This is a genomic window from Kitasatospora sp. NPDC034023, from assembly GCF_055575795.1.
Map to the genome: position 1 here is coordinate 161100 of NZ_JBVIRY010000018.1, position 14853 is coordinate 175952.

The 14853-nt window shown below is 70.9% G+C and carries 13 protein-coding genes and 1 pseudogene; 6 read left to right on the plus strand and 8 right to left on the minus strand.

Annotation, left to right across the window (positions count from 1 at the left end; all coding sequences use genetic code 11):
* Positions 1-503 precede the first annotated feature (503 nt).
* Complete coding sequence (locus tag ACZ52R_RS24170) at positions 504-776, plus strand: DUF397 domain-containing protein (RefSeq protein WP_360509746.1); 273 nt, start codon at positions 504-506, stop codon at positions 774-776.
* Positions 777-1200: 424 nt separating this feature from the next.
* On the opposite strand, the pseudogene ACZ52R_RS24175 reads toward ACZ52R_RS24170, so the two are convergent.
* Positions 1201-1671 (minus strand): annotated as a pseudogene (locus ACZ52R_RS24175) (ATP-binding protein); the annotation flags it as partial.
* A gap of 419 nt (positions 1672-2090) precedes the next feature.
* Between ACZ52R_RS24175 and ACZ52R_RS24180 the strand changes: the two are divergent.
* A complete protein-coding gene (locus tag ACZ52R_RS24180) occupies positions 2091-2957 on the plus strand; it encodes a helix-turn-helix domain-containing protein (RefSeq protein WP_360509744.1) in 867 nt (288 codons plus the stop codon).
* A gap of 85 nt (positions 2958-3042) precedes the next feature.
* On the opposite strand, the gene ACZ52R_RS24185 is transcribed toward ACZ52R_RS24180, so the two are convergent.
* Both ACZ52R_RS24185 and ACZ52R_RS24190 read right to left on the minus strand, forming a co-directional pair.
* The gene (locus ACZ52R_RS24185; RefSeq protein ID WP_465619992.1) at positions 3043-3708 is read right to left on the minus strand and encodes a TetR/AcrR family transcriptional regulator; all 666 of its coding nucleotides are present in this window, start codon (positions 3706-3708) and stop codon (positions 3043-3045) included.
* 274 nt (positions 3709-3982) lie between these two features.
* Positions 3983-5497 carry an MFS transporter gene (locus tag ACZ52R_RS24190; protein WP_465619993.1) on the minus strand — a complete coding sequence of 505 codons (1515 nt, stop codon included), beginning with the start codon at positions 5495-5497 and terminating at the stop codon, positions 3983-3985.
* 87 nt (positions 5498-5584) lie between these two features.
* Between ACZ52R_RS24190 and ACZ52R_RS24195 the strand changes: the two genes are divergently transcribed.
* Positions 5585-6019 carry a MarR family winged helix-turn-helix transcriptional regulator gene (locus ACZ52R_RS24195; protein WP_360509738.1) on the plus strand — a complete coding sequence of 145 codons (435 nt, stop codon included), beginning with the start codon at positions 5585-5587 and terminating at the stop codon, positions 6017-6019.
* Between the two features lie 56 nt (positions 6020-6075).
* Here the strand turns inward: ACZ52R_RS24195 and ACZ52R_RS24200 are convergent, their stop codons facing one another.
* The 5 genes from ACZ52R_RS24200 to ACZ52R_RS24220 form a co-directional block, all read right to left on the minus strand.
* A complete protein-coding gene (locus ACZ52R_RS24200) occupies positions 6076-7023 on the minus strand; it encodes a M56 family metallopeptidase (protein WP_465619994.1) in 948 nt (315 codons plus the stop codon).
* A 144-nt stretch (positions 7024-7167) separates the two neighbouring features.
* On the minus strand, positions 7168-7749 hold the full coding sequence (locus ACZ52R_RS24205) for a DUF5134 domain-containing protein (protein WP_465619995.1): 582 nt from the start codon (positions 7747-7749) through the stop codon (positions 7168-7170).
* Positions 7750-8027: 278 nt separating this feature from the next.
* A complete protein-coding gene (locus tag ACZ52R_RS24210) occupies positions 8028-8783 on the minus strand; it encodes an amino acid ABC transporter ATP-binding protein (RefSeq protein ID WP_465619997.1) in 756 nt (251 codons plus the stop codon).
* Positions 8780-9691: an amino acid ABC transporter permease gene (locus tag ACZ52R_RS24215; RefSeq protein ID WP_465620019.1), complete on the minus strand. Its 912-nt coding sequence runs from the start codon at positions 9689-9691 to the stop codon at positions 8780-8782. Before ACZ52R_RS24215 ends, ACZ52R_RS24210 begins: the two co-directional genes overlap by 4 nt.
* 44 nt (positions 9692-9735) lie before the next feature.
* Positions 9736-10614 carry an ABC transporter substrate-binding protein gene (locus ACZ52R_RS24220; RefSeq protein ID WP_465619999.1) on the minus strand — a complete coding sequence of 293 codons (879 nt, stop codon included), beginning with the start codon at positions 10612-10614 and terminating at the stop codon, positions 9736-9738.
* A 607-nt stretch (positions 10615-11221) separates the two neighbouring features.
* Here ACZ52R_RS24220 and ACZ52R_RS24225 point away from each other — a divergent pair.
* Genes ACZ52R_RS24225 through ACZ52R_RS24235 form a run of 3 tightly spaced genes read left to right on the plus strand, consistent with a single transcriptional unit; the run spans position 11222 to position 14450 of the window.
* Positions 11222-12622, plus strand: a complete 1401-nt coding sequence (locus ACZ52R_RS24225) for a DUF6421 family protein (protein WP_465620001.1) — start codon at positions 11222-11224, stop codon at positions 12620-12622.
* Positions 12619-13377 (plus strand): SDR family NAD(P)-dependent oxidoreductase, encoded by a 759-nt coding sequence (locus ACZ52R_RS24230; protein WP_465620003.1) that lies wholly within the window; start codon positions 12619-12621, stop codon positions 13375-13377. Before ACZ52R_RS24225 ends, ACZ52R_RS24230 begins: the two co-directional genes overlap by 4 nt.
* Positions 13374-14450: a threonine aldolase family protein gene (locus ACZ52R_RS24235; RefSeq protein ID WP_465620021.1), complete on the plus strand. Its 1077-nt coding sequence runs from the start codon at positions 13374-13376 to the stop codon at positions 14448-14450. The genes ACZ52R_RS24230 and ACZ52R_RS24235 overlap by 4 nt, the downstream gene beginning before the upstream one ends.
* Positions 14451-14853 lie beyond the last annotated feature (403 nt).

Genomic DNA, 14853 nt, shown 5'->3' on the forward strand with positions numbered 1-14853 from the left:
TTTGGCGCGGTCGCGGTGCGGACCCGGTGTGGCCGCCGTGCCGGTACGGGTGGTTTGCCCACAATCCGGACATTCCTCACCCAACCCCCGTGCGAGCACGGGCCATTGCTTTGACGTGCCCCACGTGGTGCGGCGTTGCGACTGTGGTGCGTGAGATGTCTCACAGTCCGGAGGTCGTCTGACGGAGGGTCACGGTGGCGCGACTCCCGGCATTCGAAGATCAACATTCAGCGGGGAGCCGCTCACGGCGGGTTATCGCGGCTCCGGTGATTCAGTCGACTATGTCCGTTTACGTACCGTCAGGGGAGACCCCGTGAAGAGTTCGGGGCCGCGGGTAAAAGGCCTCGTGCACCTGCAACGTCCCGTGCTGATGCACGTGCACTGCAGCTATCATCGCGTCAAGTGAGGCGTTGTGCCGGGCCGGTACGGGGCCGGTCCGTTCGTTCGGCGGTGCCGGGGGCGCCGCGCTGGACGACAACTCCGGAGCTCTTCGGGAGATTTCTATGCACGACTCGCACGACTCGCAGGACACGCACGGCTCGTACGACACCCACAACGGGATGGCCGCGGCCGATCTCACGGGGGTGGTCTGGCAGAAGAGCCGGCACAGCAACTCCCAGGGCAACTGCGTCGAGTTCGCGGCCCTGCCGGGCGGTGATGTGGCGATGCGCAACTCGCGCTTCCCGGACGGTCCGGCGCTCATCTACACCCGGGCCGAGATCGCCGCCCTGCTGTTGGGGGCCAAGGACGGGGAGTTCGACCACCTGGCGGTCTGACCGGCTGCCGTGCTTCACCATCGGGGGGCCGTCGTGGGTGCCGACACCACGACGGCCTTTGACTTTCCTGCCGTCTTCTCCGCTGTTGCCTTCCCGGCCACCGGCCGGGGCGAACCGCCGACGGGGCCTGGCGGAAGGGCCCGGGGCGTGGTCCTCCCGGGGCTTCCCTCGACCGGCCACTCGGCCGGCTGCCGTACCCGACGCCCTGCCCGACGTCCGAGCTGGCATGGGAGCGGGCCCTCGGCCCGCTGTTCGACCGGCCACGCGCCGCTCGGCGCTAGGCCGAGCGCCGGTGCCGTCCACCGACGTCGACCGGTCCGCCGAGCGCGTCGAGCGCCGAGCGTGCACCGATCTCCGCGTGCCCGCCGATCTCCGGGTGTCCGCCGATCTCCGGGTGTCCGTCGAGCGTGCCGCCCGCCGGCTCCGCCTCGAACATGGCCCAGACCACCTTGCCGCTGCCCAGCGGGTGCCAGCCCCAGGAGCGGCTGAAGGACTCCACCAGGTGCAGCCCGCGGCCGGATTCGGCGACGAAGTCCGCTTCCCTGGCCACCGGGCCGATGCTACTCGGGTCGCTCACCGCGCAGACCACCTGGGGTGCGCGGTGCACCAGGCTTATTCGGATCGGCAGCCGCCCGTCCGGGGTCGCCCGTGTGGGAAAGTCGTACTCGCCCTGGGCGCCGCCCGCAGGGTCGGGCCGTGCGCCGATCGCATGCCGGAGCGCGTTCGTCACGAGTTCCGAGGCCACCAGCGCGACGTCGTCGAACAGCTCCGGCAGGCTCCAGCGCCGGAGCGTGGTCCGGGCGAAGTCGCGCGCGGTTCTGACGGCTTCGAAGCGAGGAGCGAGCGTACAGGTGACCACATGGGGGTCAACCGCCAAAGCCGTACCGGTGCTCATGAAGAGCTCCTCCCATAAGGGGGCGGACACGGCTGGACCCGCCGGGGTCATGCCGGTCACCTCCGACTCGCTCGGCCGCTCGGCCGCCCCCTCGACCAGACGCGCGCGCACTCGGCCGCCCGATGGCGCGGGGGGACGCCGTCGGACCGGTGCACGGAGTCGCGCGTGGGGTCGACGCGGAGCCCGCGGGATTGCCAGGGATGTGCAGGTGCACGTGCACCATGGTGGTGTGCGCTCACTGCAGATGCAAGAGTCGATTCACGTGCAGTCGCACTATTGGCATATGCAAGCGCCGGATGCACGTGCATCCTGGTGTGCGGAGTGCAGAACTGATAGGAACATCCGTCAGTATCGGCACCGTGAGCGCTCAACTGATGGCAGACTGTGCGCTGTTTGCCCTAGGTGGAGGTTTCGACCGCATGACCACAGTTCAGCCGGGCGGCGGCTCGATGGTCCGCCGGATCCTCCTCGGCTCGCAGCTGCGTCGCCTGCGTGAGGCGCGCGGCATCACCCGCGAAGACGCGGGCTACGCGATCCGAGCCTCCGAGTCCAAGATCAGCCGCATGGAACTCGGTCGCGTCAGCTTCAAGGAGCGCGACGTCGCCGACCTGCTCAGCCTGTACGGCGTCGACGACGGCATGGAGCGGGAAGCCCTGCTCGGCCTGGTCCGCGAGGCCAACAAGTCCGGCTGGTGGCACAGCTTCAACGACGTGCTGCCGGGCTGGTTCCAGACCTACGTCGGACTGGAGGAGGCCGCCCAGCTGATCCGCACCTACGAGGTGCAGTTCATCCCCGGGCTGCTGCAGTCCGAGGAGTACGCACGGGCGGTTTTCGGCCAGAGTCGGCCGGTCATCAGCGAGGAGGAGGTCGAACGGCGGGTCAGCCTCCGCCTGCGCCGCCAGAAGCTGCTGGCGGAGGGCGCCAGCCCGCGCCTGTGGGCAGTCATCGACGAGGCCGCGCTGCGCCGGCCGGTCGGCGGGCCGAAGGTGATGCGCGGTCAGGTGCAGTACCTGATCGACGTCGCCGAGCAGACCAACGTGGTGATCCAGGTCATGCCGTTCCGTTTTGGCGCGCACGCGGGCGAGTCCGGGGCGTTCACGATCCTGCGCTTCCCGGAGCAGGACCTCGCGGACGTGGTCTACCTGGAGCAGCTCACCAGCGCGCTGTACCTGGACAAGCGGGACGACGTCGACGCGTACATCCAGGTCATGGAGCGGCTCTGCGTGGACAGCCTCACGCCGGAGCGCACCATAGACCTGCTCGCCTCGATCCTGAAGGAGCGCTGACCCGCTGCCGTCCGGGATCCGTGAGGACCTTTCTTCGCGGATCCCCTCGGCAGCGGGTCGCGACCGGTAGGCCGCCCACCCGCCGTCAACCGCGGGCCGGCGGCCTTTCGTGTTCCGGCGGATCGGTCTGCGGTGAGTCGGTCTTCGGTCGGTCGGTCTGCGGTGAGTCGGTCTGCGGCGGGTCGGCCTGGGGTGGGCAGCCGAGGCGCCAGGCCAGGCCGTAGCGGCGGAAGAGGTCGGCCCGGATCGGGGCCAGCGGGATCTCGGCGCCCGGCAGCAGCACCCCGATGCAGCCGCCCATCAGCGCGCTGCGCAGCACCGCGTGCTCGGCGACCGGGTCCGGCGCGCCCCAGTCGCGCAGCAGTCCCTGCAGGATGGCGCCGAGTTGCTGCTGCTCCGGGTCCTGGACGAAGGCGCCGGTGTCCGGGTCGAGGATCAGCGCCAGGTGCGAGCGCATCACCCGGGGGTGGTCCATCGCCAGCCCGAGGACGGCGTCGATGGCGCGGGCCAGCCGGGCCTCGGGGGAGGAGTCGGGCGCCAGTTCCGCCAGCGCACCGGACAGCGACTGGTGCATCATCCGGTGTGTCGCGGCCTGCATCAGCAACCGTTTGCCGTCGAAGTAGTAGGAGAGCAGCCCGCGGGCGAGCCCGGCCCGCTCGGCGATGTCGGTCAGTGTGGTGCCCGCGTAACCACGCTGGTCAACCAGCTCGACGGTGGCCCGCATGATGCGTCGGCGGGAGCGCTGCCGCATCTCCTCATTGACCGAATCACCGCGAGGTGCCATCGTGTCTGCTCCGAACGTTCGTTGGCTCCGGGCCAATATACTTGCGAAGCCGACAGCCGCCCCGCACCGTGCCCCGACGGGTGCCCCCCGGCGGCCGGTACGAAGACGGCCGGCTCCACCAACACGGGGGTTTGGTGGAGCCGGCGCCATTGCCCGAGGGCCTGGAATCGGCCGCGGGCGGGGCCCATGGGGTCAGTGCCCAGTGCTCGGCACTTGGTACTCGGTGCTCGGCACTCAGTGCTCAGTGCTCGGTGAGGGCTCCGGTCCGGGCCACTGTCGGACCCGCTGACGGGTAATCATAGTCGGGCACCGGCGAAGGGATCGCGGCGCGGCGTCGGTCCACCAGCGCTCCGACCGTCGCGACCACCAGCCCGACCAGTGCGACCGCGGTGACGAACACCAACGCCGGGCGGTAGCCGTCAAGTTGGGCCTGCGGGCTGTCCCCGCCCGCGCTGCCGGCCGTGATCATCGCGGTCGCCCCGGCCAGCACCACCGCGGTGCCGACCTGGATCGCGGTGTTCACCAGACCCGAGGCCAGGCCCTGCTCCTCGTCGGCCACGCCGTCGGTGGCGGCGATGTTCACCGAGGGGAAGGCGAGCGCGAAGCCCACGCCGAGCAGCAGCATCGAGGGCAGCACCAGGGCGACGTAGGAACTGTGCTCGTCCAGTCGCAGGAAGAGGGCGAAGGCGCCGACCAGGGCGAGCAGGCCGATCGGCAGCAGCCGCCCGGTGCCGAAGCGGTCCACGATCGGACCCATGAACGGCGCCGAGAGGGCGATGAACGCACCGGCCGGCAGCAGTCCGAGGGCCATCTGCAGGGCCGACCAGCCGAGCAGGTGCTGCAGGTAGAGGGTGACCACGAACTGGAAGCCGCCGTACGCGCCGGTCATCGCGAAGGCGACCAGGTTGGCCCTGGCGACCGAACCGTTGCGGAAGATGCCGAGCCGGACCAACGGGTGGGCGGTGCGGCTCTCGACCAGCAGGAAGGCGGCGGCCAGCGCGGCGACCACGACCATCGAACCGAGCGTGCGCAGGCTCAGCCAGCCGGCGCCCTGCGCCTCGGTGACGGTGAAGACCAGCAGCAGCACGGTGGCGGTTCCGGTGATCGCGCCCAGTACGTCGTAGCCGCCCTTGGCGGGCTCCTCGACCGGGCGGGGGAGCAGGCGGATCGCGAAGACCAGGGCGAGCAGCGCGACCGGGACGGGCATCAGGAAGGTCCAGCGCCAGCCGACCGAGGTGAGCAGACCGCTCAGCACCAGGCCGAGCGAGAAGCCGCTGGCGCCGCAGGTGGTGTAGATCGACAGCGCGCGGTTGCGGGCCGGGCCCTCGGCGAAGGTGGTGGTGATGATCGACAGGCCGGCCGGGGCGGTGAAGGCGGCGCTGACGCCCTTGAGGAAGCGGGCCGCGATCAGCAGGCCGCCGTTGTCGACCAGGCCGCCGAGCAGTGAGGCGGCGGCGAAGACGGCCAGGGCGACCAGGAAGACCCGGCGACGGCCGAGCAGGTCGGCGGCGCGGCCGCCGAGCAGCAGCAGGCCGCCGTAGCCGAGCACGTAGCCGGAGACCACCCACTGCAGGGTGGAGGTGGACAGGTGCAGCTCGGAGCCGATGGACGGAAGGGCGACGCCCACCATCGAGACGTCCAGGGCGTCCAGGAACATGGCGGCGCAGAGCACGATCAGGGTGCCCCAGAGGCGGGGTGTCCAGTGCGGGCCGCTGGTTGACGGGGCGTCGGGTGACGTGACGGTCGCGGTGGTCATGGGGAGGACAGTACATGCACGTGCATTCAATGCAAATGAATTAGATGTGAACGCAATAATTGACGATGCAGGTGCTAGGGTGGCGGCGTGGCTGAACTCGACTCCCCGGCGGAGGCCGGTCTCGTTGCGCAGTGGCGCGAGCTGCTGGCCCGGCACGCTGCGGCCGCCTGCTTGCTCGACCGCGAGCTGGGCGACCGGTTCGGGCTGGGCATGAGCGAGTTCGAGGTGCTGGAGCGCCTCGTCGAGGGCTGCGACGCCGGTGACGGTCACGCGCTACGGGTGAGCGAGCTGGCGCCCACCGTCCACCTCAGCCAGAGCGCCCTCTCCCGGCTGATCGCCCGCCTGGAGAAGGCTGGACTGGTCACCCGGGCGATGTGCGAGAGCGACCGGCGGGGCATCGTGCTCACCCTCACCGAGGCCGGCCGGGAACGCTACGAGCAGGCCAGGCCGCTCCACCGCGAGGTGCTGGAGCTGACCCTCGGCGGCGAGCTCGGCAACGCCGGCGAAGTCCCGTCGGCCTGACCTGGCCGCGCTTGTCTGACTTTGCGTCACATTCCTTCTGTCCGGCCCGGGTTGGCTCAGAGGAGCGAGTGCAGCCCCGGGGCGACGGCCAGCAGGACGACCGCGGCGGGTGCGGCGAGAGCCGCGACGGTGAGCCGCAGCCGGTGCGAGACGGAGAGCCGCGGGCGGCCCGCGAGCAGCCGGTCCACCCGCTTCGGGGACTGCGCCAGGCCGGGCGGGCAGGAGCCGAACACCCCTCGGTCCAGGTTGAGTTCGGCCAGGGCGAGGGCGGTGGTGTGCCGGCCGTGCCGCCGTGCGGCGCGGTCGTCGGCCGCCAGCTCGACCAACTCCGCGACCTGGTCCCGGAAGGCGCTGAACACGCCGACGCCGGGGAAGCCGGAGGCGAGCGCCTGCGCGAACTGCTGCAGCCAGTGGTGCCGGGCCCGGACGTGGCCGCGCTCATGGCTCAGCACGGCCGCCAGCTCCCGGTCGGTCAGCTGCTGGAGGGCGCCGGTGGTGACCACCAGGCGGGAGTCCGGGCCCGGTAGCGACCACGCCTCCGGGCGGACGTTCTCCAGCACCACCAGCCGCTCACGACGGCTCCGAGTGGCCTCGATCGACTCGGGCAACTCCGGCGCCCGGGTCGTCAGTTGGGCGTGCCGGCGGTCGCGCAGCGCCTTCGCCGTACGGACCTCGCGGGTGAGCGCCAGCACCGTCTGGACCCCACCGGCCGCCAGGACCGCTGCGCACAGCCGACCCCAGCCCTCGGCGTCCTGCAGGCCGTACGCGGCCTCCACACCGTGCGGTGCGCCCGAGAACACCAGCGCGCGCAGCTCCGGCAGGGCGGCGGAGGCGGCCAGCAGCAGGCCCAGCGCGCAGGACAGCAGCACCGCCACCACGAGGCACTGCCACACCAGCAGTGCCAGCACCGGTTCGCGCTCCGCCCAGCGGGCCCGGGCCAGCAGCCGGGGCGCGACGGTCGAGAGCAGCAGTCCGAGCAGCAGCAGGCCGATCAGGGCAGGCATCGCGTGGGCTCCCCGAGTACGCACGGAACGCGACAGCGCGCTCCCCGCCAACCTATGCGCTGGCGACGCCCGGTGGAACGGCTTTCGACCGGCCAGTGACCAACGCCACGCGCGCGACCGGGGCTTGGTGTGCGAACGGGGGCGTCACATGGTCAGCAGCATGGCGAACATGCCGATGCCCATGGTGAGCCGGCAGGCCTGCGGCAGCCCGGCGGTGCCGACCGCGAGGGTGCCGGCCGGGGTGCGCAGCAGGCGGCTGCCGGCCCAGACGGTGTACCCGCCGAAGTAGAGGAGGAGGACGCCGGTGAGCAGCGGGACGCCCAGGCCGCCCGCGTGGTGGTGCTGGTGGCCGGGGGACACCGCCATCGCGACGGCCATGTACGTCATGGCGATCGCGCCGACCGCGTGGTGCAGCCGGTGAGCCCGGCCGGCGGGGGCGTGGACGGCGGCGAGCAGGAAGGCGGCGGCGGGGGCGCCGAACAGCGCGGCCCAGACGGCGGCCGGGACGGTGGCGCCGGTGACGGCCATCGCGGCCATGCCGAGCCCCATCAGGGCCTCGGCGGCGTCGGACTCCCGGGCGAGTGGGCGGTGTGCGGCGGACGCGGCGCCTGGGGCACCCGGGACGCCCTGGGCGCAGGGGGAGCGTCGCAGGCGGACCAGGCAGGAGGCGCCGGCCGCTGCGGTGAGGAGGGCGAGGAGCCAGTTGACCAGGATGGGTCCGTGCAACGGCGGCCTCCCGGGGCGGTGGGCGACCGGGGCGGCGAACAACGAACAGCGGTCAGCGAACAGATGATGAAAGCTGTCAGCTGTCGTCTGTCAGCTGCCGCCCGTCATCTGTTCGCCCGTCCATCTGTTCACCTGTGCGCCGACCCGTGCGCGGCGACGGTCGTCCACCCCACGATCACCGCTGCCGACCGGGCGCGGACAGGGCGCGTACGGGGGCGCACAGTGGTGCCCGTCGTGGTGAATGCCCTGGCCGCACACCGGTCGCCCGCCGCCCGGGCTCAGCCCTGGAGCCGCCCCGAGGCGACCACCCGGCTGAGGAACTGCCGGGTCCGCTCCTCCCGCGGATCGCCGAAGACCTGCTCCGGCGGCCCCTGTTCGAGTACCACCCCGTCGTCCAGGAAGCAGACCCGGTCGGCGACCTCGCGCGCGAATCCCATCTCGTGCGTGGAGAGGACCATCGTCATCCCCTGTTCCTTGAGGTCCCGCACCACCGAGAGCACCTCCCCGACCAGTACCGGGTCCAGCGCCGCGGTGATCTCGTCCAGGAGTAGCAGCCGGGGTCCGGTGGCCAGCGCCCGCACGATGGCGACGCGCTGCTGCTGCCCGCCGGAGAGCCGGTCCGGGTACTCTTGCGCCTTGGCTGCCAGCCCGAGCCGGTCGAGCAGCTCGAGCGCCCGCGCCTCCGCCTCGGCCCGCGCGACCCCGTGCACCCGGCGCGGCGCGAGGGTGATGTTCTCCAGCACGGTCATGTGCGGGAACAGGTTGTACGACTGGAACACCACCCCGATCCGGCGCCGGACGGCGTCCTCGTCCGCGCGCGGATCGGTGATCTCCTCGCCGTCCAGGAAGATCGCGCCGTCGTCGATGCCCTCCAGCAGGTTGACGCACCGCATCAGCGTGGACTTCCCGGAGCCGGAGGCCCCGATCAGCGCCGTCACCGAGTGCTCGGGCACGGCGAGGTCCACGTCGCGCAGCACCACCTGGGTGCCGAAGGTCTTGCGCACCGATTCCAGCCGGAGCACTTCCGCCGTCACACCGCACCTCCCTGGAGCTGCCGACGGTTCATCCGCGCGGTCAGCCAGTCGGCGAACCGGGTCAGCGGAATGGTCAGCACGATGAACACCAGCCCCGCGAGCAGGTACGGCGTGAAGTTGAAGGACCGGGACGCGATGATCTTCGCCGCGTACACCGCGTCGATCGCACCGCCGATCGAGACCAGCCCGGTGTCCTTCTGAAGGCTCACCAGGTTGTTGAGCAGTGGCGGAACCACCCGGCGGACCGCCTGCGGCAGCACGACGTACCGCATGGCCTGCGCGTTGGTCAGCCCCAGTGACCGCGCTGCGGCCCGCTGGCTCGGGTGCACCGACTCGATGCCGGAGCGGAACACCTCCGACACGTACGCCGAGTACGTCAGGACCAGCGCCGCCCCGCCCAGCAGGAGCGGATCGGTGGTCACCCCGGTCAGCCGCAGCGCCGGCACCCCGGTGATCATCACCAGCAGGCAGATGATCATCGGCAGCCCGAGGAAGAAGTCCACGTACGCGGTGGCCAGCAGCCGCACGGGCAGGAACACCGGCCCGCGCAGCGTCCGCAGTACCGCGAGCAACAGGCCGAACACCAGGATCAGCACCCCGCAGCCGAGCATCAGCTCAAGGTTCACCCGCAGCCCCTTCAGTACCTCGGGCAGCGCCTGTCGGGCGTATCCGAGGTTGAAGAAGGTTCGCCGAGTCACTTCCCAGCCGGGGGAGTTGACGATCAGCAGGTAGAGCGCGGCCGCCGTCACCAGGGTCGACGAGGCGGCGATCAGCGCCGAGCGGCGGGCCCGGGCGCGCCGGTACGCCTCGTGCGCGAGGCGCCGCTCGGACGGGCGGTAGCCGTCGTCCCCTTCTTCCACGCGCTTCGCGAGTGCCGCGGCTCCGGTTGCCGTCGCGTCCCCGCCCACGCCGGGGCTCGTCTCCCCGCCCACGCTGGGGCTCGTGTCTGCGCTCACTTCAGCACCGGCGCCGAGACGGCGTCGGAGAGCCACTGCTTCTCCAGCTTCGCCAGCGTGCCGTCGGAGCGCAGCGCGTCCACCGCCTGCGACACGCAGCCGGTCAGCTTGGAGCCCTTGTCCAGCACCAGGCCGAACTGCTCGCCCTGTGAGGCCGTCTCGAACTGGCCCACCACCTGGGCCTCCGGCACCTCGGCACCGGTGATGTAGAAGGCGGTCGGCAGGTCCACCACCAGGGCCTCGATCTGCCCGTTCCTCAGCGCGGCCTTGGCCAGGTCGTTGGAGTCGAAGACGGCCGGCTGGCTGCTCGGCTTGATGACGCCGGTGATGGTGTCCAGGCTGGTGGTGCCGACCTGCGCGCCGAGCTTGGCGCCCTTGAGGTCGGCGATGCTCTTCGCACCCGCCGCCTTGGAGTTCTTCAGCGCGATGACGGCCTGGCGCACGTCGTAGTAGCCGGAGGAGAAGTCCACCGCCTGCTTGCGCTCGTCGCTGATCGACACCTGGTTGATGTCGAAGTCGAAGTCCTTGGCGCCCGGCGCGGTCGCCTTGCCGAACGGCGCGACCACCCAGCTGACCTTGTCCTTCGGGTAGCCCAGCTTCTCCGCCACCGCGTAGGCCACGGCCGACTCGAAGCCCTTGCCGTTCTCCGGCTTGTCCTCGGAGAACCAGGGGTCGTACGCGGGCTTGTCGGTGCCGACGGTCAGCGTCCCGGCCGTACGCGTCGCCAGCGCCCCCGGTGCGCAGCCCGCCGCCGTGCCGGCCGCGCCGGAGGCGGCGTCGGACGTCGAGTCCTGCGGGGCGCACGCGCTCAGCGTGGCCGCGGCGGCGACCAGCGCGGCGAGGGACAGTACGGCGGACGGCTTGCGGAGGGTCATGGCGGGGCTCCAGAGGAAGGACCGGGAGTGACAGGTCGGGAGTGACAGGTCGGGAGTGACCGTGTCGGTTGGGACGGGTCGGGAGTGACAGGTGGGTTGGGACAGAGGGGGCGCGGCGGGGCGGGCCGGGTCCCGGCGGGTCACTTCCCCCCGGTGGCGGCGCCGGAACACACACGGCATGGTCGGCGTACGGGCCCACGTCCGCGGTCCCCCCGGGCCGGATCGACAGCAGTCGGGTCGACAGCGGCCGGACAGCGGCCGGTGGCCGGATCAACAACAGCGGCGACAGCGACAGCAGAGACCGCGCGCGCGGCAGCGACAGCAGAAGCAGGCGTGCCGGCGGGAGGGCGCGCGGAACGGGCTGTCGTGGCCTACGGGCACCGTGATCACCGCCGGGAGCATGCCGGGAGGTTCGCATCAGACCTGCGCATCTGTCCAGAACATCCAGATCACCGTCCACATGCCGGACATCGGGCCTCTCGGCGCAGGTTTTCGGGCCTGAGGGGCGGCTCGCCGCAGCTTTGCCGGTCCGGACCCCCTTGAACGGGAGAACCTTTCGTACTTATGGTGTCCCCGTTGAAATAACTCCTGTCGAAGTGAGTCCACGATGCAGAATCTTTCGCCAAGGCTCGCTGCGGCGGCCGACGCCCCGGTCTCGACCTTCGCCGGCCACCCGGCCTGGCTGCGTCTGAAGGAGGCTGTCGAGGCGCTGCGCCCGCTGCAGTCCAAGGACGGCTCGATCGACCTGGCCGCCGTCCAGCGGCACACCGTCGACCCGCTGGTCGCCACCGTCCGTGCGGCCGTCGAGGAGCTCGCCCCGAACTTCCCGCACGACGCCGCGTACCTCGCCGCCATCGACGCGGACCTCGCCAAGTGGGCCGACACCGGCTACCGCGAGCCCGACTTCCTGGACTCGCTGCTCGCCTTCCAGCCCGCCGACCAGCGCGAGGACGGCCTGGAGCACCTGGTCGTCTTCCCGATGTACACCCAGAACGGCAACCCGAACCGCAACCTGGAAGCCGTCCTGCTGCGCGTCGTGTGGCCAGACTGGCTGGCCGAGCTGGAGCGCACCCGCTTCGACAACCCGATGTTCGTGCCGATCACCTTCACCGACTTCACGGCCGGCTACGACACCAACTCCGCCGTGCTCTTCCCCGAGACGGTCTCCGTGCGCAAGGCGCCGGAACGTTTCACCTGGGGCGGCATCTTCTGTGACCGCGAGGCCGCCCGCTTCCGCGCCGTCTCCACCAGCGCCGTCCAGCAGCTCGGCCTGGAGATCCCGGCCGACGCCGAGGGCCTGCTCCAGGACCAGCAGCGCGCGCAGGAGACCTTCGTCCTGTGGGACCTCGTCCACGACCGCACCCACAGCCACGGCGACCTGCCGTTCGACCCCTTCATGATCAAGCAGCGCAGCCCGTTCTGGATGTACGGCCTGGAAGAGCTCCGCTGCGACCTCACCACCTTCAAGGAGGCGGTGCAGCTCGAGGCCGAGGGCAACCCGCACGCCCGCGACGTCCAGTACGCGATCCTCTTCGACCGCATGTTCCGTTTCCCGGTCAGCGGCGACCGCGTGCGCAACTACGACGGCCTCGGCGGCCAGCTCCTCTTCGCCTACCTGCACAAGCACGACGCGCTGCGCTGGCGGGACAACCGCCTCACGATCGACTGGGAGCGCGCCCCGCAGGTCACCAACGGGCTCTGCGCGGAGATCGAGAAGCTGTACCGCGACGGCATCGACCGGCCCAAGCCGGCCCACTGGATCGCCGCCTACGAGCTGGTGTCCGAGTACCTCACCCCGCACCCCGCCTCCACCTGGGCGAAGGGCCCCGAGTCCCTCCCGCTCGACATCACCGACGGCAAGGCCCTCAACAAGGCCCTGTGCGACGCCGTGCTCCCGGACGAGTTCCCGCTGAGCATGTTCTACGAGGCCCTCAACAAGAAGCTGAGCGGCGTCATCGCCTCCACCACCGGCATCACCGGTAACGGCATCCAGGGAGCAGCAGCGTGACCACCTCTTCCAACGCCCCGCTGGCCGACAAGGTCATCGCCGTCGCCGGAGCCAGCGGCCCGGCCGGCCGCGCGGTGCTGCGCCGCCTCGCCGCCGACGGCGCCACCGTGATCGGTGCCGACATCGACGCCCAGCGCCTCGAGTCCGCCCTGGACGCCACCCGGGTGGCAGTGCGCGGAGCCAAGGTCAGCGGCCAGGTCATCGACCTGCTCGACCCGCAGGAGGTCCACGACTGGGCCGACCACCTGGAGTCCGAGCACGGCCACGTCGACGGCCTCTTCCACCTCGTCGGCGGCTGGCGCGGCAGCAAGACCTTCTTCGACAGCCGGCTGGACGACTGGGACTTCCTGCACGACACCGTCGTGCGCACCCTCCAGCACACCTCGCTGGCCTTCCAGCCCGCGCTGGTCCGCAGCTCCGCCGGCCGCTACGCGATGATCTCCGCCTCGGCCGCGCACAAGCCCACCGCCGGTGGCGCCGCCTACGCGGCCGCCAAGGCCGCCACCGAGGCGTGGACCCTCGCCATGGCCGACTCCTTCAAGAAGGAGACCACCTCCCCGGACGGCGAGCCCACCGCAGCGGCTGCGATCCTGGTGATCAAGGCGTTGGTCAGCCCCGAAATGCGGGCCGAGAAGCCGGAGGCGAAGTTCGCCGGCTTCACCGACACCGCCGACCTCGCCGACCACCTGGCGGGCCTCTGGGACCGCCCCGCAGCAGAACTGAACGGACAGCACCTGTGGCTGACAGCCCGATGACCGACCTCACCCGTACGGACGCGGTACGGCGGCACGACCCCGCCGTCCGCGGCTTCGCCAGCGACAACTACGCCGGCGTGCACCCGGAGGTCCTCGCCGCGGTCGCCCTCGCCAACGGTGGCCACCAGGTCGCCTACGGAGAGGACGACTACACGGCCCACCTCCAGGACGTCTTCCGCCGCCACTTCGGCGAGAAGGCCGAGGCCTACCCCGTTTTCAACGGCACCGGCGCCAACGTGGTCGCCCTCCAGTCGCTGCTCCCGCGCTGGGGCGCGGTCGTCTGCGCCGAGAGCGCCCACATCCACGTGGACGAGGGCGGAGCCCCGGAGAAGATGGGCGGCATCAAGCTGCTCACCGTCCCCACTCCGGACGGCAAGCTCACCCCCGAGCTGCTCGACCAGCAGGCCTGGGGCTACGGCGACGAGCACCGCGCGCAGCCGCTCGCGGTCTCCATCACCCAGAGCACCGAGCTCGGCACCCTCTACACCGTCGACGAGATCCGCGCGATCACCGAGCACGCCCACCAGCTGGGCATGCTCGTCCATGTCGACGGCTCCCGCCTGGCCAACGCGGCCGCCTCGCTCGGCCAGCCGCTGCGCGCCTTCACGACCGACGTGGGCGTCGACGTGCTGTCCTTCGGCGGGACGAAGAACGGCCTGCTGTTCGGCGAGGTCGTGGTGGTGCTCAACCCCGAGCGGGTCCGCAACATCAAGTACCTCCGCAAGACCTCGATGCAGCTGGCCTCGAAGATGCGCTTCGCGTCGGTCCAGTTCGAGGCCCTGCTCTCCGGCGACCTCTACCTGCGCAACGCCGGCCACGCCAACGCGATGGCCAGCCGCCTGGAGGCTGCGGTCCGGAACATCGACGGCGTCGAGGTCGTGCGTCCGGTCCAGGCGAACGCGGTGTTCGCGATCCTCCCGCGCGAGGTGAGCGAGCGGCTGCAGAAGCGTTACCGCTTCTACTTCTGGAACGAGCACACCGGTGAGGTGCGCTGGATGTGTTCCTTCGACACCACGGAGGCTGACATCGACGCCTTCGCGGCGGCCATCGCCGAGGAGATGGGCCGCGCCTGACGGTGCTCGAACAACGAATCGCCCCTGCCCGGGACCCCGGGCAGGGGCGATTTGCATGTGGCGGGCCCGTCCCCGTACAGTTCCGGAGTCGCCGCGGGAGACCGGGGCGGCAAAGCGGAAAGCGAATCCGATGAATGAAACTCCGGAAAACGGAGCGGAAAACATCTGATAAGCTTGAAACACGAAAGAACGAAGCCCGGAGGGCCCGCTGGAAGGCGGTCCGAAGGAAGCGTCCGTTCCTTGAGAACTCAACAGCGTGCCAAAAGTCAACGCCAGATATGTTGACATCCCCGGCCTCAGGACTTCCTGGGGTTGGAGATTCCTTTTGAAATAACACTAGCGAGGACGCAGTGCGCGGGGCCGCCCTATTCCGGTGGTTGCCGTGCCGCTCAACGCGAGTGTG